Source organism: Micromonospora sp. NPDC005215, from assembly GCF_040607915.1.
In the GTDB taxonomy this organism is placed as follows: domain Bacteria; phylum Actinomycetota; class Actinomycetes; order Mycobacteriales; family Micromonosporaceae; genus Micromonospora.
In genome coordinates this window covers 54,152-71,316 of the sequence record NZ_JBEXHQ010000016.1, presented here as the reverse complement: position 1 = coordinate 71,316, position 17,165 = coordinate 54,152, and the positions used below count along the sequence as shown (strand labels likewise).

Sequence of the window (17,165 nt, the reverse complement as noted above, 5' to 3'; positions counted from 1 at the left end):
GGACGGGTCGGGCCCCGGAGCGGATGCTCCGGGGCCCGGTGTCGCGGGGTCGGCCGTCAGGCGGCGGGAACCTCGGCGGTGGTGCGAATGCGGTCCAGCGTCGGGGCGGAGACCGGCGACTGCGCGGTCAGGTACGCCACGAACGCGTCCAGGTCGATCTGGCCGGTGACCTGGTTGGTGCCGCCGGTGAGGGCGCTGAAGCCGTCGCCGCCGCCGGCCAGGAAGTTGTTCACCGTCACCCGGTAGGTGGCGGCGGTGTCGACGGCGGTCCCGCCGAGGGTGAGGCTGCCCCGGACCACCCGGGTGCCGGCGCACGGGTCGGCCACCGTGCCGGTGGTGCCGTTCGGGTCGACCACATAGCCCACTGTCGCCGACGGGTACAGCGTCCGGTTGGTGACGAACTGCTGCTCCAGTACGCAGTAGAGCTGCGCACCGGTCAGGTCGAGCGTCACCAGGTTGTTGGCGAACGGCTGTACCGTGAACGCCTCTTCGTAGGTGACCGGGCCGGCGTCGAGGTCGGCCCGGACCCCGCCCGGGTTCATGAAGGCGGCGACCGCGCCCTCTTCGTTGTCGGTGGCGGCGAGTTGGGCGTCGGCGATCAGGTTGCCCAGCGGGGATTCGCCCAGACTCGTACCGAAGAGGGTTTCCTGGCTCCGGGTGATCGCCTGGCTGGTCACGCCGACCTCGCGGCCGGCGACCGGGCCGAGCACCGTCTTGTACCGGTCGATCAGGGCGGTCTGCTTCGGGTCCTTGGCCACGTCGCGGGTGACCACGACGTTGTTCGCGGCGGCGGAGATGACGTCCCCGCTCCGGCGGTCGATCTTCAGGTCGATGTCGGTGACCAGGCGACCGAACGAGCTGGCGCTGGTGACCAGCTTGCCGTTGATGTCGCAGTTGTACGCCTGGTGGGTGTGCCCGCTGACCACGACGTCGATCGACGGGTCCATCCGGTTGGCGATGTCCACGATGGGTCCGGTCATGCCGACGCAGTCGTTGATGCCACCGGTCGCCGCCTGGGCGCCGCCCTCGTGCAGCAGCACGACGATGGTCTCTACGCCCTTGCGGCGCAGCTCGCGAGCGTACCGGTTGGCGGTGTCCGCCTCGTCGGCGAAGGTGAGGCCGGCGACGCCCTGCTGGCTGACGATCTGCGGGGTGCCCTCCAGGGTCATCCCGATGAAGCCGATCTTGACGCCCTGCACCTTGTGGATCGCGTACGGTGCCATCAGCGGCTTGCCGGTGGCGGTCTTGAAGGCGTTCGCGGACAGGTACTGGAAGCCGGCGCCCCGATACGGGGTGCCGTCGGCGCAGCCGTCCACCGGGTGGCAGCCGCCGTTCTGGATCCGCAGCAGCTCGGCGGCGCCCTCGTCGAACTCGTGGTTGCCGACGCTGGCGTAGTCCAGCCCGGCCATGCTCAGCGCCTCGATGGTCGGCTCGTCGTGGAACGCGGCGGAGAGCAGCGGGGACGCGCCGATCAGGTCACCGGCGGCGACCGTGATGGTGTTCTTCTTCTTGGCGGCGGCGCGCAGCTCGGCCAGGTGGGTTGCCAGGTATTCGACGCCGCCCGCGGTCTGCCCGGCGATGGTGCCGCTGGACCCGCTCGGCGGTTCGAGGTTGCCATGGAAGTCGTTGAGGGCCAGCAGGGTGACGTCGACCGGCTTCGGTCGCGCGTCGGCTTGTTCAGGGCTGGTGGCGACCGCGCCGAACGCGGCCACCGCGAGCGCGGTCAGGCCGACAGCGGCCCGTCGCATCCCGGTTGTGGACATGGATCTCCTTGTGAGAATCGGCGCCTGCGGGGCCCGGCCTCTGGGTCGACCGGGCCGCCGAGCGACGCCGTCGTCAGGGTCGCGGTTGGCGGCGGTTGGGGATGGCCGCCTGCCCCGACAGCCTCTCATCCGGACGCCGCCGGGTCGACCCGGGCAGCAGATCAGAGCTGCGGGTACGCCCGCACTCCGGAGAACCGTTTGCTGCGGTCTGCCGGACATCGTCGTACGCGGGGTCTAGAAAGGACGGGACGGTCGGCGCGGACGGAGACAGCATCGTGAGTGACATGACACCGCAGGTGGAGCAGGTGCGATCAACGGACGGCACTCCCATCGCGTTCGAGCGGTCCGGTGCCGGGCCGGCGATCGTCCTGGTCGGCGGGGCGTTCAACGATCGCAACACGACCCGCGCCCTGGGTGCGGCGTTGGCACCGGATTTCACCGTTTTCGGCTATGACCGCCGAGGGCGGGGCTACAGCGGCGACACCGCGCCCTACGAGATCGGCCGCGAGATCGACGATCTGGCCGCCGTGATCGCGGCGGCAGGCGGTTCCGCCGCCGTCTACGGCGTCTCCTCCGGCGCGGTCCTTGCCGCCCTCGCCGCCGCGCAGGGCCTGCCGGTGACCGGGTTGGTCCTGTTCGAGCCACCGTTTCAGGTTGGCTCGCACGTGGGCGTCCGGAAGGACATCACCGCGCAGCTCATCGAGCTGATCGCCGTCGACGACCGGGGCGGCGCTGTGGAGACCTTCCTCAGCGCTTCGGTGGGGCTGCCCGCCGAGGCGGTCGCCGGGATGCGGGCACAACCGATGTGGGGTGGGCTGACCGCTATCGCGCACACCCTGCCGTACGACGCGATCGTGACGGCCGGCGGGCGGCTGCCGGCTGACCGGCTGGCCGCCATCACCGCGCCGACCCTCGCGGTGGACAGCACGGGCAGTCCACAGTGGCTGCGGGACGGCAGCCGGGCCGCGGCCGAGGCGGTCCCGGGCGGCCGGTCCATCAGCCTCGACGGTGGTTACCACGAGGTGCCGCCGGCGACGCTCGCTCCCGCGCTGCGGGAGTTCCTGCTCGGTTGACGGCCTGCCCGGTTGCCAGCCTGCCCGGTTGCCAGCCTGCCCGGTTGCCTGACTGCCGCACCGCGCCGGCGGTCACGCGTCGACCAGCACCTCGCTGACCAGGGCGGCGACGGCGTCGGGGGGCCACCCGTCGGCCACGCCGGGCCGGGCGGCCAGATAGCTGGTGATCCGCTCGGCTGGCCAGCCGTGAGCCTCACGCAGACCGCGAGCGATCATGCCGAGATAGATCGACGCGGGCGGCCGGCACCGGCTGGCCGACGCCCCCTCGGGCGCGGTGAAGGTGAGCATGGGGACGCCGCTGTGGCTGCCGGGGCAGACCAACGTCTCGTACCGGCCGGGGCCGAGGGTCGCCCGTCCGGTGGTGATGGCCGCCTCGATCGCCGCCCCGGTAGCGGGGATCAGGTCGGCGGCACCCGCCGGGCGGTACATCTCCTGGGCGGCGATGTCGGCGAACTGCTCCTCGCTGACCAGGTAGGCGCGGGCCGCGGCCTCGCCCGGCAGCTGCGGGTCGTAGAAGGCCATGCCCCCGGTCCAGGCACGGGATTCGCCGGCGAAGTAGATCCCGCCGGGCAGCGACACCGGAACGGACCGGCTCGGTGGGCGCCGATCCCGGCAGCCCGGGTACGTGCGCCTCCCACCGGGCGGGCAGCCGCCACCGATGTACCACCCCAGGCGGGCGGCGTGCATGTTCGAGCCGTACGCGACGTACCAGACCACCACGACGGGCTCCCTCAGGAGCTACAGGTCTGACCGGCCGAGTGGCTCACCTGCACGGTGTGTGTCACGCACCCGCCCGCCTCGACCAGGTGCAGCAGGAAGGCGGTTGGCTCGTCGACCCAGCCGATCTGCTCGTCGGCGCTCATGGTGAGCGTGCTCTGCTTCCATGTGCTGGGTGCCACGGTGAGCACCGTGCCCGCGTAGGCCGTGGTGACCGGGCGGTGCAGGTGGCCGGCGGCGACCCGGACGACGTGCCGGTGCCGTCGGATCACCTCGGCGAACGCGTCGGAGTCGGCAAGTCGGAGGGAGTCGGCAGCGGGAATGCCGACCGCGACCGGCGGATGGTGCAGAAAGACCACGGCGGGCACGTCGGGCCGCCCGGCCAGCACCCCGTCGAGCCAACCGAGTTGCTCCTCGCCGAGTTGGCCGCTGCTGCTGCCGGGGACGAGCGAGTCGAGCACCACGACCGAGGCCGCCTCGTGATCGACGTGGTAGTAGGTCGAGAAGCCGCCGCCGAGCAACGGTGTGCCGCCGAAAGCGTCGAGCAGCGCCTCGCGGTCGTCGTGGTTGCCGGGGGCCAGGTGCACCGGCACCGGGAACCGGCCGATCAGTTCGCGCAGCGCCGCGTACTCGTCGGGCCGGCCGTTGTTGACCAGGTCGCCGGTGATCACCACGCAGTCCGGTCGGGGTCGCACCGCCAGTACCCGGCCGAGCGCACGGTGCAGCCCGGCGGCCGGTGCGGCGGCGAGCAGGCCGGTGGTCAGGTGCGGGTCGCTGAGCTGAGCGATGAGCATGGGCTCGCCTCCTCGGCGTCGGGAGCTTCACGCTATCGGTGGGCGCGGTGTTCGGGTGTGCCCCGTTCAGTAGCCGGCGAGCTGCGGTGCGAGCGCGACCGTTACGAAGCGGATCGCCCGGCCCAGCAGGCACGTCACCGCGAAGGCGGCCGGGCGCATGGGTGTGCGTCCCAGGTAGACGCTGGCGGCCAGCAGCGGCGGCAAGCCGGTGACGGCGCTGACCAGCAGCATTCCGGTCGACTGGTGGGGGCGTTCCAGCACCTCGACGAGTCGCGCGCCGGCCGCCTTCGGCCGCGCCAGCAGCATGCCCAGTCGACCCGGTCGCGCCGGCGCGGCGGGCGGGCGACTGCGGAGCCGCCGTTGCAGCCAGGTCGAGCGGATCGCGCCGCGCGCTCCGAGGAAGATCAGGACCTTGCCGACGGTCTGACCGGAGGCGGCGGCCACGCCGAGCGCCACGGGCGGCGCGCTGGTCGTCGCCACTGTCGCGATCAGGTACGGCTCGGCCGGGGTGAACGGCAGGAAGGCCGACAGGAGCCCGACGGCCGCAGCCACCAGGACGGCGATCATGGCTGGGTGCGCGGGAGCCCCGCCGGCAGCCTGGCGGCGCAGACCAACGAGACGACCTTCACCGCGGCGACCCCGAGGGCGAACGTGACGGCCACGGCCAGCGGCGCGAAGATCGCCAGCAGCACCACCGCCGCGGTGTTCAGCGCCTTGGCCGGCGGAGACCAGTTCCACAGGTAGATGCGTTCATCGACGCGGGCGAAGTAGTTCGGGCTGAGCAGCGGCCAGCGCAGGAACATCAGGCTCAGCAACTGGTCGATGACCATGAACTGGACCAGAAAGACCGCGACCGGCAGGGCTGTCTCGGGCCGGAGCACGATCAGTGCGGCGGCGCAGGCCGACGTGCAGGCACGGTCCGCGACGATGTCGAAGACCGCGCCGGCGCGCGTCTCCTGTCCCAGGCCCCGGGCGGCGGCGCCGTCGAGGATGTCTCCGATCCAGTAGAGCAGGTAGGCGGCGACCAGCAGATGCGCGCTGCGCTGGGTCAGCGCCGCCACGGCGAGCCCGACGGCGCCGGCCGTACGGACGGCGGTGATGGCGTTGGGGACGTTGAGGAGCGTGACCGGCGGGCTGAGGCCGAGGGCGGTCATTCGGCGTCCTTGAGGATGCGTTGCATGTCAACGGTGCGCCGGTTCAGGTCGGCCAACTGTGCGCTCACGTCGGTGAGCAGGCGCTGGGTCTCGGCGGCCTGCTCGGCGTACTGCCGCTGAAGTTCGCCAGCGACCGCCGTCCGGGTGCGGACGCCCGCATACCAGACGACCGAGATGAGCACGGCGGCGACGACGACGAGGAAGACCGAGGCGGTGACGTCCATCTAACTTGTTCCTTTCGGTACGGCATCGCCGTCTCCGGCGGTGCTCAGGGTGGTGGCGGCGGCTGCCACCACGTCGGGCGTGAGGTGCAACGAGAACGGGGCGGTCTCGTAGTACTTGAGTGCCTTGCCGTCCTCGGACAACTCCAGATGCGCGGTGACCAGCCCGGCCTTTTCCAACTTCTTGAGGTGCACCTGCAGCAGTGCGCGGCTGATGCCCAGATCGCGGGCGAGCTGTGAGACGTACGCGCGTCCGCCGGTCAGTGCGGCGAGCACCCGCAGTCGGTGCGGGCTGGCCAGCGTGGCAAGGACCTCGACCAGCCGGTCGCCGCTCAGCTCTCCCATAGCTCACCTTGGCTCATGCCAATTATTATTGGCAGGCGCAAACGCAAACGTCAACTCAGACGCCCGAGGGCTCCGCCCACAGGCTGTGTCCACAGCCTGTGGATAGCACGTGTGTACGAAGCCCGGCCGATCTCGCCACCGTGAGTACGCTTGATCGCGCGGCTCGGCGCCGGCCGACCCCTCCCCTACCTGGAACGACGTGCGAGTGGATCATCAGCGAGTCAGCCGTGACGTCATCGTCCGCCTCCCGATGGCGTCGAGCGTGCCGGAGGCCTGTCGGTGGACGGTCACCGCGCTGTCCCGCCACACCCCCGCGACGATCTCCGTGCTGCTCGCGGCCCACGACCGGCTGCGCTGCGTCGCGGCGACCGGGGCCTGGCAGGTCTTCGCGACGGTGCCGGCGCGCACCGGAATCGTCGGGCGGGTGTACGCCACCGGCACCCCCGCCGTCGTCCCGGACGTCACCACCGATCCGGACTACCTTCCGGTACGCCCGGACGTGACCGCCGAGCTGTGCGTACCGGTGCTGGACCCGACGGGCCTGGTGATCGGCGTGCTCGACCTGCAGTGGAGTGAGCCAGCCGACCTGGAGCTGTGGCGGGAGACGACGCAGCGGCTGGCCGACCGGCTCGGCGCGCGGATCGCCGCGCTCGGCGGCCCACCCGAGGAGAGCCGCAGCGAGAAGCTGCTCCGGCACGCCGCCGCACTCTCCTCCGCGCTCACCGAGGGAGAGCTGATGGGCGCGGCGGCCCGCGCCGCCCGGGAGGTCTCCACCCTCTCCACCGCGCTGCTCCTGATCGCCGGCCAGCTCGGTCCGCCCCCGGCGACGCCGAGCGACCTGGAGACCCGGATCCGCGCCGAGCTGACCGAGGCTGGTCCGGCGGCCCTGGCCCGGATGGTCGACCGGGCACACCGCTACGGCGCGGGGTACACGCTGGGCGAGGCGGGGCACCCTCCGACCGAGGACTACCGGCCGCTGACCCGGGCGGGGGTGCAGACGTTGGTCGCCGTTCCGGTCGGGCCGCCGGAGGCGGGCGGGGTGCTGCTGGTCGCCGACGAACGCGCCCTGCGCCCGGACCCGACCACGGTCAGCCTGATGGAACTGCTCGCCGGGCAGGCGTGGACCAACCTGGACCGGCTCCGCACGCTGGCCCGGCTGCGGGAGCAGGCCAGCTCCGACCCGCTGACCGGGTTGCGGCACACCGGCCCGTTCGGGCAGCGGATCGCGGCGGCCACCCCGGGGCGTACGGCCCTGCTGGCGATCGACGTGGACGGCTTCAAGACCGTCAACGACACGTACGGCCACCAGGCCGGCGACCGGGTGCTTGTCGGGTTGGCCCGCGCTCTGGAGGAGGCGCTTCGGCACGGCGACGAGCTGTACCGGATCGGCGGCGACGAGTTCGTCGCGGTGATCGAGGTGAGTCGCCCCGAGGAGGCGGTCCGGATCGCCGAACGGCTGACCGAGGCAGCCCGCCGCACTGGCCACACGATCAGCGTGGGAGTGGCGCTTCCGCACCCCGGCGAGTCCCCCGACGGCACCCTGCGCAGAGCCGACCAGGCCCTCTACGCGGTGAAACGCCAAGGCCGCGACGGCGTACTGCTGTCCGCCGCCTGAACTGGCTGCCCACAAGGGGATACCTCCTCCGGGACCGTTCCGCCGGGCCAACGTCGTTTCGGGCCGCCGGGGGGGCGGATGCGGTAGTGAGCGGTATACCTCAGAGTCATATTTATGACTCTGAGGTATACCGCTCAATAGCACATTGGCCTGGCGGGCCAGCCACAGCGGAACGATGGGTAGCCTGCCGGGATGGCAAAGGTTGTCACCTACCTGGAGATGCATGACGCCAAGGACCTGCGACCTGGGAAGGTGGTGCCGGACCTTCTCCTCCGGCGCGTTGACGGTGGCCTGCCGCTCGTGCGTGCCACCAACGCCCAGGTCGGAGCCCCCTACGGGTGGCGCAGCGCGTCTCGCACGAACGAAGAGTGGCAGGAGCTGATGCGGTGTCATCCGCTGCGCCAGCACTGGTTCCTCACCCTGAAGGACGAGACCGTGGGGGTTGCGAATCTGGAACCCCAGCCTGACGGAGATGTGGAGATTACCGCCTTTGGGCTGTTGCCCGAATATGTCGGTAGGGGTCTCGGTGGCCATGCGCTGACGCTGACCATCCGGCAAGCCTGGGACAGTGAGGCCCTGGACTCTCCGGCGGTCCGCAGGGTTTGGCTGCACACCTGCTCGTTGGACCATCCGAATGCACTACGCAACTATCAGCGACGCGGCTTGACTGCCTATCGCACCGAGGTCGAAGCCGAGCAATAGTCGGCTCAGGCCGAATCCAGCCGGCGAGCAACGCGCCAATCGTCAACGGGAACGGTCAGGGGTTGCGGAGTTCCTTGGCGAGGAGTTCGGCGATCTGGGCGGTGTTGAGGGCAGCGCCCTTGCGGAGGTTGTCGCCGGTGACGAAGAAGTCGAGGGCGCGCGGGTCGTCGAGGGAGCGGCGGATCCGGCCGACCCAGGACGGGTCGGTGCCGACCGCATCGATCGGCATCGGGAACTCCCCGGCGGCGGGATCGTCGACCAGGATCACCCCGGGGGCGTTGCGCAGTGCCTCGCGGGCACCCTCGGCGTCCACCTCGGTGCCGAAGACCGCGTGCACGGCCACCGAGTGGGCGGTGACCACCGGCACCCGCACGCAGGTGGCGGACACCTTGAGGTCGGGCAGGCCGAGGATCTTCCGCGACTCGTTGCGGATCTTCATCTCCTCCGACGACCAGCCGCCGTCGGCCGGCGAGCCCGCCCAGGGCACCACGTTGAGCGCCAGCGGGGCCGGGAACGGGCCGAGGTCGTCGCCGACCGCCTGGCGGACGTCGCCGGTGCGCGAGCCGAGCGCGCGATCCCCGGCGACCTTGGTGAGCTGCTCGTGCAGGATGTCCACGCCGGACTGGCCGGCTCCGGAGGCCGCCTGGTAGGAGGCGAGCACGAGCTCCCGCAGGCCGTACTCATGGTGCAGGGGCGCCACCGCGACGATCATCGCGAGGGTGGTGCAGTTGGCGTTCGCGATGATGCCCCGGGGCCGGTTGCGGACCTGCTCGGGGTTGATCTCCGGGACGACCAGCGGGACGTCCCGGTCCATCCGGAACGCGCCGGAGTTGTCGACAGCGATCGCGCCGCGGGCGACGGCGATCGGCGCCCACTCGGCGGAGACCTCGTCGGGCACGTCGAACATCGCCACGTCGACCCCGTCGAACGCCTCCGGGGTCAGCGCCTGGACGACGACGTCCTCACCTCGGCAGCGCACCCGCTTTCCGACCGAGCGCTCGGAGGCGAGCAGCCGGATCTCACCCCAGACGTTGCGACGCCCGGTGAGCAGCTCACACATCACGGTGCCGACGGCACCGGTCGCTCCGACCACGGCGAGGGTGGGCAGCGCCGTCATCGGCGCTACCTCCCCGTCCCCGCGTAGACCACGGCTTCGGTATCGCCGCCCAGCTCGAACGCGTCGTGGATGGCGCGGACGGCGGCGTCGAGGTCGGTGTCCCGGCAGACCACGGAGACCCGGATCTCGGAGGTGGAGATCATCTCGATGTTGACCCCGGCCGCGCCGAGCGCGGCGAAGAAGCCGGCGGCCACACCGGGGTGCGAGCGCATGCCGGCACCGATCAGCGAGACCTTGCCGACGTGGTCGTCGTAGAGCAGGCCCTTGAACTTGACCGGCTCCTGGATCTTGCTGAGCGCGGCCATCGCGGTCGGCCCGTCGGCCTTGGGCAGGGTGAACGAGATGTCCGTCCGGCCGGTGCCCTCGGTGGAGACGTTCTGCACGATCATGTCGATGTTGATCTCGGCGCCGGCGACGGTGTCGAAGATCCGCCCGGCGGCACCCGGCTCGTCGGGCACCCCGACGATCGTGATCTTGGCCTCGCTGCGGTCGTGCGCGACCCCGGTGATCAGTGCCTGCTCCACGGAAGGGTCCTCCATCGATCCGGTGACCATCGTGCCGGTGTTGGTCGAGTATGACGAACGGACGTGGATCGGCAACCCCGCCCGACGGGCGTACTCCACGCTACGCAGGTGCAGCACCTTCGCGCCGCACGCGGCCAGCTCCAGCGTCTCCTCGTAGGTGATCTGTTTGATGTGCCGGGCGTTGGGCACGATCCGAGGATCGGCGGTGAAGATGCCGTCCACGTCGGTGTAGATCTCGCAGACGTCGGCGTGCAGGGCGGCGGCGAGCGCCACGGCGGTGGTGTCCGAACCACCCCGGCCCAGCGTGGTGACGTCCTTGGTGTCCTGCGAGACGCCCTGGAAGCCGGCCACGATGACCACCGACCCCTCGTCGAGCGCGCCCTTGAGCCGCCCGGGGGTGACGTCGATGATCCGTGCGCGGCCGTGCACCGAGGTGGTGATCACACCGGCCTGCGAGCCGGTGAACGAGCGGGCTTCGTACCCCAGGTTGTGGATGGCCATGGCGAGCAACGCCATGGAGATCCGCTCCCCGGCGGTGAGCAGCATGTCCAGCTCGCGGCCCGGCGGCAGCGGGCTGACCTGGTTGGCCAGGTCCAGCAGCTCGTCGGTGGTGTCCCCCATCGCGGAGACCACCACCACCACGTCGTCGCCGGCCTTGCGGGCGTCGACGATGCGCTCGGCCACCCGCTTGATCCGCTCGGCGTTGGCGACGGACGACCCGCCGTACTTCTGCACCACGAGTGCCACGACGTGCACTCCCTCCCAGCGACCCTGAGCGTGCCGACGCCGCCGGAACCGGGGCCGGCGGCGCGTGTCAGTCCCCTTGAGGGTATCCGGCGGGTAACGACGCCGGGTCAGGTGATCCCACCATCCGGCCCGTGCGGGGCGGCCGGGCCGCTCCCACCAGCTTCGGCGGTACGCGGGGACGACCCGTCCGACACGCCGGAACGGCCCAGCACGTGCCGGCACCCACCAAACAGTCCGCACCCACCAGAATGGGCCGGTGCCCGTCCTCACCCGCTCGGCCGGCCGCGTGCTCGGGCCGCTCGTGTTCGCCCTGCCAGCTCTCCTGGTCGCCTGCACCGATGCGCAGCCTCCGGCCCCACCGCCCGCCGATCCGGGACCGGTCGCGGTGGACGCGGCGCGGGACGAGCTGGCCGCCCTGGCCGCAGCTGCCCAGGATCGCCACCTGGTGGCGCAGTACGTGTACACCCAGACCGGTCACCCGGCTCGCACCATCGCGTTCACCAGTGCGAACGACGGCAGCTGGCGGGCCGACGTGCCGGGCGGCGCGTTGGGTGGCGCCGCCGACGTCTCGATAGCCGCCACGGCCGACGGGCTGTTCCAGTGCGCCCTGCCGTCGGCCGGGCGACCGGAGTCGGCGAGCTGCGTACGCCTCGGTGAGCGCGACGACGCGATCCCCCGCCGGTCGGACCCCCGGGTCCAACATCCGCTCACCGACTGGCTGGACGTGCTCACCGACCGGCGTGCACCGCTGGCGGTGGCTCCCGCCAGCCCACCCGAGGGCCTCACCGGCACCTGCTACTCGGTGGACTCCACCTCGGCGTCGCTCAACGCCCCGGTGGACGTGGGCATCTACTGCTACGAGCGGGACGGCACTCCGACCGGGGTGCGGACCGGGGCGGGGACGCTGCGGCTGGCCGCGCCGCCGGGCCCCGCACCGGCCACCGTGCAGTTGGCCGGCCCGGTGGTGGTCGACCGGGACCCGCTCGACACCGCCGCGCCCCCGACCCCCGACCCGTCGGACAGCCCGAGCGCGGGAACGCCCTGATCTTCGTCCCGTTACGGGTGCCCTTGCCCACATTCAGCCCACCCGACCAAGCGGGCGAATCGCTCATCCGGGACACTTCACCCATGGCCGATCTGACCTCGCTACTCGCCTTCCGCTGGAGTCCCCGGGCCTTCGACCCGAGCGCCGAGTTGACTCCGGACGAGGCGGCCTCGCTGCTGGAGGCCGCCCGCTGGGCGCCCTCGGCGGGCAACCGCCAGCCCTGGCGGTTCGCTCTCGGCCACCGCGACGACGACACCTGGAAGCGGATCCTGATCAGCCTGCCGCACGGCGACCAGGGCTGGGTCCGACACGCGTCGACCCTGGTGGTCGGCGCGCACACCGGCGGCGACGCCGAGCGGGCCGCGTACGACCTCGGTCAGGCCATGGCCCACCTGACCCTCCAGGCCACCGCGCTCGGCCTGCACGTGCGTCAACTGACCCGCTTCGACCCGACCGGCCTCGCCACCGAACTCGACCTGCCCGGCGGCGTTCGCCCGCTGGTGGTCGCCGCAGTGGGCCGGCTCGGGGACCCGTTCACCCTGCCGGCCGATCTGCGCGCCCGGGAGACCGGCCTGCGGCACCGCCGCCCGATCGCCGATCTGCTGCTCCGCTGACCGCGGAGCAGGCCAGGACCTCGGTCCCATAGTCCGGACCTGCCTTTCCACCCTCCCTTCCATCACGTAGGGTCACCTGGTCATGTGGCAGGCGCTTCTCCTCCTTAGCCGCCGCGACGAGGCCTGACCGGCCGGCACCTCGTCGCGGAGTCGCATCGCGCCGTCCAGCGCATCCGATCTTCTTCTCGGCGCCGCCGCGCATCGTCGCCCGGCAGCTCGCCGACACCTTCCGATCTGCTGACGCCACATGTTCCAGGGAGCACTCTGAGATGGCTCAACCTGTCACCGACGCCGAGACCGATCCGATCGCCCGGCAACGCCCGAGCCGGATGCCGTACCACCGCTACCAGCCGTACCGGGAGCAGTTCCGGATCGACCTGCCGGATCGCACCTGGCCCACCCGGCACGTCGATGCCGCGCCGCGCTGGTGCGCCGTGGATCTCCGCGACGGCAACCAGGCACTGATCGACCCGATGTCGCCCGAGCGCAAGCGGCGGATGTTCCAGCTGCTCGTCCAGATGGGCTACAAGGAGATCGAGGTCGGCTTCCCGTCGGCCAGCCAGACCGACTTCGACTTCGTCCGGCAGCTCATCGAGCAGGACATGATCCCGGACGACGTCACGATCCAGGTGCTCACGCAGTGCCGGGAGCACCTGATCGACCGGACGTTCGAGTCGCTGCGCGGTGCGAAGCGGGCCATCGTGCACTTCTACAACTCGACCTCCACCCTCCAGCGGCGGGTGGTCTTCGGCCTGGACAAGGACGGCATCGCCGACATCGCCACGACCGGCGCGCGGCTCTGCCAGAAGTACGCGGAGATCCACACCCCGGACACCGACATCTTCTACGAGTACTCGCCGGAGTCGTACACGGGCACCGAGCTGGAGTACGCGCTGGAGGTCTGCTCCCGGGTGATCGACGTGATCGACCCGACGCCCGACCGGCCGCTGATCATCAACCTGCCGGCCACTGTCGAGATGGCCACGCCGAATGTGTACGCCGACTCGATCGAGTGGATGCACCGGCACCTGCCGCGCCGGGACAGCGTGGTGCTGAGCCTGCACCCGCACAACGACCGGGGCACCGGGGTCGCCGCCGCCGAGCTGGGCCTGCTCGCCGGCGCGGACCGCATCGAGGGCTGCCTGTTCGGCAACGGCGAGCGCACCGGCAACGTGGACCTGGTGACCCTGGGGCTCAACCTGTTCTCCCAGGGCATCGACCCGATGATCGACTTCTCGAACATCGACGAGATCCGGCGGGCCGTCGAATACTGCAACCAGCTGCCGGTGCACGAGCGCCACCCGTACGCGGGCGACCTGGTCTACACCGCCTTCTCCGGCTCCCACCAGGACGCCATCAAGAAGGGCTTCGACGCCCTCGCCGCCGACGCCAAGGCCGCCGGGGTGCCGATGGACGAGCACACCTGGGCCGTGCCGTACCTGCCGATCGACCCGAAGGACCTGGGCCGCACCTACGAGGCGGTCATCCGGGTCAACTCGCAGTCCGGCAAGGGCGGCATCGCGTACATCATGAAGAGCGAGCACCAACTGGACCTGCCGCGCCGGCTCCAGATCGAGTTCTCCGGGGTGGTGCAGCACGTCACCGACCACGACGGCGGCGAGGTCGACCCGGCCGCCATGTGGGAGATCTTCGCGACGCACTACCTGCTCGACCACCAGCCCGACCCGGCGGTCCGGCTGAGCAGCTACACGATCGGCACCACCGACGGCAAGGTCGACATCGAGGCCCAGGTCGTCATGGGCACCGAGCGGCACTCGCTCGCCGCGATCGGCAACGGCCCGATCGACGCGTACGTCAACGCGCTCCAGTCGGTCGGGGTGGGCGTACGGGTGCTCGACTACCACGAGCACGCGCTCTCCTCCGGTGGGGACGCGCAGGCCGCCGCGTACGTGGAGTGCGAGGTCGACGGTCGGACGGTCTGGGGTGTCGGCACCGACGCCAACATCGTCACCGCCTCGATCAAGGCGGTCACCAGCGCCGTCAACCGCGCCCGCGGCTGACGCACGCGCCGCGCCCCCGAGGATGGTTCGCTACCTCGGGGGCGTGGCCGCGGGCAGCGAATGGCAGGGCTGCGACGGTGGGGCCGCGCGGGGCGGCCGGTGCACCAACACGAGGGCCAGCACCGCCCCGGCCAGCAACAACCCCGCACACCAGACCATGGCACCCCGGTACGCGTCGGTCAGCTCGGCCTTCTGCGCGTAGCCGCTGCCGGACAGGCCGACGAGCAGCGGCAGCGCCGCCACCGCGAGCAGGCCGCCGGCCCGGGACGCGGCGTTGTTGAAACCGCTGGCCACCCCGGAGAACCGGTCCTGCACGGCGGCCAGCACCGACGCGGTCAGCGGCGCCACCACCAGGGTCAGCCCGATGCCGAAGAGCAGCACCCCGGGCAGCACGTCGGTCCAGTACGACGCCCCCGGGCCGACGCCGCGCAGCAGCAGCAGACCGATCGCGGCGAGCACCGGCCCGACGGTCAGCGGCAGTCGCGGGCCGATCCGCGCCGACAGCGCTCCGGCCCGGGCCGATCCGGCCAACAGCAGCAGTGTCATCGGCAGCAACGCGATGCCGGTGCGGAAGGCCGACCACCCGACCACGTTCTGCAGGTAGACCGCGAAGAAGAAGGTGAAGCCGCCGAGCGCCGCGTAGACGACCACTGTGAAGATGTTCAGCACCGAGAAGAGCCGGCTGCCGAACAGCCCGGTGGGCAGCATCGCGGCGTCGCCACGCCGCCGTTCCAGCAGCACGAATGTCACAGCGGACACCACCCCGACCAGCGCCGCGATCAGCACCGGGGCCGAGTCGAAGCCCCGCGCCGGCGCGTCGATCAGGGCGTACGTGACGCCGGCCAGCGCGAGCGCGCCGAGCAGTGCTCCCTCGACGTCGAACCGCCGCCGGGTCCGACCCGGTCCCGCGGTCCGGGAGGCGCTCTCGTCCCGGCTCTCCGGCACCCAGCGCATCGCGGCCAGCACCACCAGCACGGCGATCGGCAGGTTGAGGAAGAAGATCCAGCGCCAGGACAGCGCGTCGATCAGCCAGCCTCCGATGAACGGGCCCAGCGCGGTGGACACCCCGGACAGCCCGGCCCAGGCGCCGATGGCCCGGCCTCGGTCGTCCGGGTGGAAGCTGGCCTGGAGCACGGAGAGCGACCCGGGGGTGAGCAGGGCCCCGCCGGCGCCCTGGAGGAACCGGGCCGCGATCAGCCAACCGGTGCCCTGGGCCAGCCCGCACAGCACCGAGGCGGCGGTGAACCAGACCACCCCGATGAGGAAGATGCGCCGCCGGCCGAAGCGGTCCCCGAGCGCACCGCCGAGCAGCACGAACGCCGCCAGCATCAGCAGGTAGCCGTTGATGGTCCACTGGAGATCGGCCACGTTCGCGTCGAGGTCCTGCCCGAGCTTCGGCAGCGCCACGTTGACGACGGTGCTGTCGAGGAAGACCATGCCAGAGGCGAGTACGGCGGCGAGCAGCGTGCCCCGGCCGGCGGTGGTGCCCATCCGGAGGGCGGACGCCGGTACGGGTGCGGTCATCCCACCAATCTGCCTTGCATCATGTGGGAGACGCCACGAAATGCCGAAACCATTCCCGGGTACTGTGCGCAATCGCCGGGAGACCGCAAGCTGGAGAGGTGTCGTCTGTGCGTACCAGATCAGGACCGCGAGCGGCGGTGACCGCGCTCGCCGCGGCGCTGGCGCTCGGCGTGGCCGGTTGCGTCCCACAGGACGAGCCGGTGACGCCACCGCCGTCGACCGACGGCGGCAACGCGGCAGAGCAGCTGAGCCAGCTCACCGTGGCCACCGCCGGCTCGATGGCGGGCTACAGCCGGGACCGCTTCCCGCACTGGCGGGACACCGGCAAGAACTGCGACGTGCGGGACAGCATCCTCCAGCGCGACGGCAAGGACGTGAAGCTCTCCGGCTGCAACGTGGTTGGTGGGCGCTGGGAGAGCGTGTACGACGGTCGCAGCTTCTCCGATCCCTCCGACGTGGACATCGACCACATGGTGCCGTTGGCCAACGCGTGGCGCTCGGGTGCCGACGAGTGGAACGACGCGAAGCGCGGTGATTTCGCAAACGACATCACCCGTCCGCAGCTCTTCGCGGTTTCCGCGTCCTCCAATAGGGCAAAGGGTGACCAGGACCCGTCCCAGTGGAAGCCGGCAAACCGATCGTACTGGTGCAAATATGCCCAGGACTGGGTGACGGTCAAGCACTACTGGCGGCTGACGGTGACCAGCGCCGAGAAGGCCGCTTTGACCGACATGTTGGAGGGCTGTTGAGTGGGGAGCGATTCGTGACCGCCGAGGGGGAGGGCGGCCCGGCCGCCGCCGGCATGACCGCGGATGGCGCCGCCGAGACTCCCGCCGCCGTGCCGGGCGCCGGCATGGTCGCGGATTCGGGCGGCGCGGCCGGCCCGCAGAGCCGCACCAGCGACATCGTGCCCGGCCCCGGCGGCGTGATGACCGATGAGGTAGGCGTCGTCACCGGTGATCTGACGCTGCGCACCGAGTACGCGGACGGCAAGGTCACCCTGCGGGTGCAGTACAAGGACGCCGCCGAGTGGTACGTGGTGACCGGCACGTCGGTCGCGCTGGCCGATCCGGCGGGGCTGGACGCGGTGCACGGCGTCGCGGTGGGCCTGCTGCACCGCCCCGAGGGCTGAGCCACCCGCACCACGTACCGGCCAGGGGCCGCCCGTCACCGGACGACCCCTGGCGGC

Annotated in this window: 18 protein-coding genes; 8 read left to right on the top strand and 10 right to left on the bottom strand. The window is 71.5% G+C overall.

Going from position 1 to position 17,165, the window contains the following annotated elements; genetic code table 11:
- Nucleotides 1-56: 56 nt before the first annotated feature.
- Nucleotides 57-1,763 carry a bifunctional metallophosphatase/5'-nucleotidase gene (locus tag ABZU25_RS14910; protein WP_355029875.1) on the bottom strand — a complete coding sequence of 569 codons (1,707 nt, stop codon included), beginning with the start codon at nt 1,761-1,763 and terminating at the stop codon, nt 57-59.
- Between the two features lie 284 nt (nt 1,764-2,047).
- Here ABZU25_RS14910 and ABZU25_RS14905 point away from each other — a divergent pair, with 284 nt between their 5' ends.
- Complete coding sequence (locus tag ABZU25_RS14905; RefSeq protein WP_355029928.1) at nt 2,048-2,836, top strand: alpha/beta fold hydrolase; 789 nt, start codon at nt 2,048-2,050, stop codon at nt 2,834-2,836.
- A 72-nt stretch (nt 2,837-2,908) separates the two neighbouring features.
- Here ABZU25_RS14905 and ABZU25_RS14900 read toward each other — a convergent pair whose 3' ends face one another.
- From ABZU25_RS14900 to ABZU25_RS14875, 6 genes are all read right to left on the bottom strand, one after another.
- Complete coding sequence (locus ABZU25_RS14900; RefSeq protein ID WP_355029874.1) at nt 2,909-3,556, bottom strand: histone deacetylase; 648 nt, start codon at nt 3,554-3,556, stop codon at nt 2,909-2,911.
- A gap of 11 nt (nt 3,557-3,567) precedes the next feature.
- Complete coding sequence (locus ABZU25_RS14895; RefSeq protein WP_355029873.1) at nt 3,568-4,347, bottom strand: phosphodiesterase; 780 nt, start codon at nt 4,345-4,347, stop codon at nt 3,568-3,570.
- 66 nt (nt 4,348-4,413) lie between these two features.
- Nucleotides 4,414-4,914, bottom strand: coding sequence for a hypothetical protein (locus ABZU25_RS14890; RefSeq protein ID WP_355029872.1), 501 nt, complete (start codon nt 4,912-4,914; stop codon nt 4,414-4,416).
- Nucleotides 4,911-5,501: a CDP-alcohol phosphatidyltransferase family protein gene (locus ABZU25_RS14885; protein ID WP_355029871.1), complete on the bottom strand. Its 591-nt coding sequence runs from the start codon at nt 5,499-5,501 to the stop codon at nt 4,911-4,913. The genes ABZU25_RS14890 and ABZU25_RS14885 overlap by 4 nt, the downstream gene beginning before the upstream one ends.
- Nucleotides 5,498-5,725, bottom strand: coding sequence for a hypothetical protein (locus ABZU25_RS14880; protein ID WP_355029870.1), 228 nt, complete (start codon nt 5,723-5,725; stop codon nt 5,498-5,500). Before ABZU25_RS14880 ends, ABZU25_RS14885 begins: the two co-directional genes overlap by 4 nt.
- Nucleotides 5,726-6,067, bottom strand: coding sequence for a helix-turn-helix domain-containing protein (locus ABZU25_RS14875; protein WP_355029869.1), 342 nt, complete (start codon nt 6,065-6,067; stop codon nt 5,726-5,728).
- A 250-nt stretch (nt 6,068-6,317) separates the two neighbouring features.
- Between ABZU25_RS14875 and ABZU25_RS14870 the strand changes: the two genes are divergently transcribed.
- On the top strand, nt 6,318-7,682 hold the full coding sequence (locus tag ABZU25_RS14870; RefSeq protein ID WP_355029927.1) for a sensor domain-containing diguanylate cyclase: 1,365 nt from the start codon (nt 6,318-6,320) through the stop codon (nt 7,680-7,682).
- A gap of 192 nt (nt 7,683-7,874) precedes the next feature.
- Complete coding sequence (locus ABZU25_RS14865) at nt 7,875-8,384, top strand: GNAT family N-acetyltransferase (RefSeq protein WP_355029868.1); 510 nt, start codon at nt 7,875-7,877, stop codon at nt 8,382-8,384.
- 55 nt (nt 8,385-8,439) lie between these two features.
- On the opposite strand, the gene ABZU25_RS14860 is transcribed toward ABZU25_RS14865, so the two are convergent.
- Together ABZU25_RS14860 and ABZU25_RS14855 are read right to left on the bottom strand one after the other, a co-directional pair.
- The gene (locus ABZU25_RS14860) at nt 8,440-9,501 is read right to left on the bottom strand and encodes an aspartate-semialdehyde dehydrogenase (protein ID WP_355029867.1); all 1,062 of its coding nucleotides are present in this window, start codon (nt 9,499-9,501) and stop codon (nt 8,440-8,442) included.
- Between the two features lie 5 nt (nt 9,502-9,506).
- On the bottom strand, nt 9,507-10,772 hold the full coding sequence (locus tag ABZU25_RS14855; RefSeq protein WP_355029866.1) for an aspartate kinase: 1,266 nt from the start codon (nt 10,770-10,772) through the stop codon (nt 9,507-9,509).
- Nucleotides 10,773-11,028: 256 nt separating this feature from the next.
- Here ABZU25_RS14855 and ABZU25_RS14850 point away from each other — a divergent pair, with 256 nt between their 5' ends.
- The 3 genes from ABZU25_RS14850 to leuA all read left to right on the top strand — a co-directional run bounded on the left by ABZU25_RS14850 (nt 11,029) and on the right by leuA (nt 14,452).
- The gene (locus ABZU25_RS14850) at nt 11,029-11,817 is read left to right on the top strand and encodes a hypothetical protein (protein ID WP_355029865.1); all 789 of its coding nucleotides are present in this window, start codon (nt 11,029-11,031) and stop codon (nt 11,815-11,817) included.
- Nucleotides 11,818-11,900: 83 nt separating this feature from the next.
- Nucleotides 11,901-12,431, top strand: coding sequence for a nitroreductase family protein (locus ABZU25_RS14845; RefSeq protein ID WP_355029864.1), 531 nt, complete (start codon nt 11,901-11,903; stop codon nt 12,429-12,431).
- Between the two features lie 269 nt (nt 12,432-12,700).
- Nucleotides 12,701-14,452 carry a 2-isopropylmalate synthase gene (gene leuA / locus ABZU25_RS14840; protein ID WP_355029863.1) on the top strand — a complete coding sequence of 584 codons (1,752 nt, stop codon included), beginning with the start codon at nt 12,701-12,703 and terminating at the stop codon, nt 14,450-14,452.
- Between the two features lie 30 nt (nt 14,453-14,482).
- On the opposite strand, the gene ABZU25_RS14835 is transcribed toward leuA, so the two are convergent.
- Nucleotides 14,483-15,976, bottom strand: a complete 1,494-nt coding sequence (locus ABZU25_RS14835; RefSeq protein ID WP_355029862.1) for an MFS transporter — start codon at nt 15,974-15,976, stop codon at nt 14,483-14,485.
- A 107-nt stretch (nt 15,977-16,083) separates the two neighbouring features.
- On the opposite strand from ABZU25_RS14835, the gene ABZU25_RS14830 reads away from it, so the two are divergent.
- Nucleotides 16,084-16,725 carry an HNH endonuclease family protein gene (locus ABZU25_RS14830; protein ID WP_355029861.1) on the top strand — a complete coding sequence of 214 codons (642 nt, stop codon included), beginning with the start codon at nt 16,084-16,086 and terminating at the stop codon, nt 16,723-16,725.
- Nucleotides 16,719-17,108, top strand: coding sequence for a hypothetical protein (locus ABZU25_RS14825; protein ID WP_355029926.1), 390 nt, complete (start codon nt 16,719-16,721; stop codon nt 17,106-17,108). The genes ABZU25_RS14830 and ABZU25_RS14825 overlap by 7 nt, the downstream gene beginning before the upstream one ends.
- Nucleotides 17,109-17,165 lie beyond the last annotated feature (57 nt).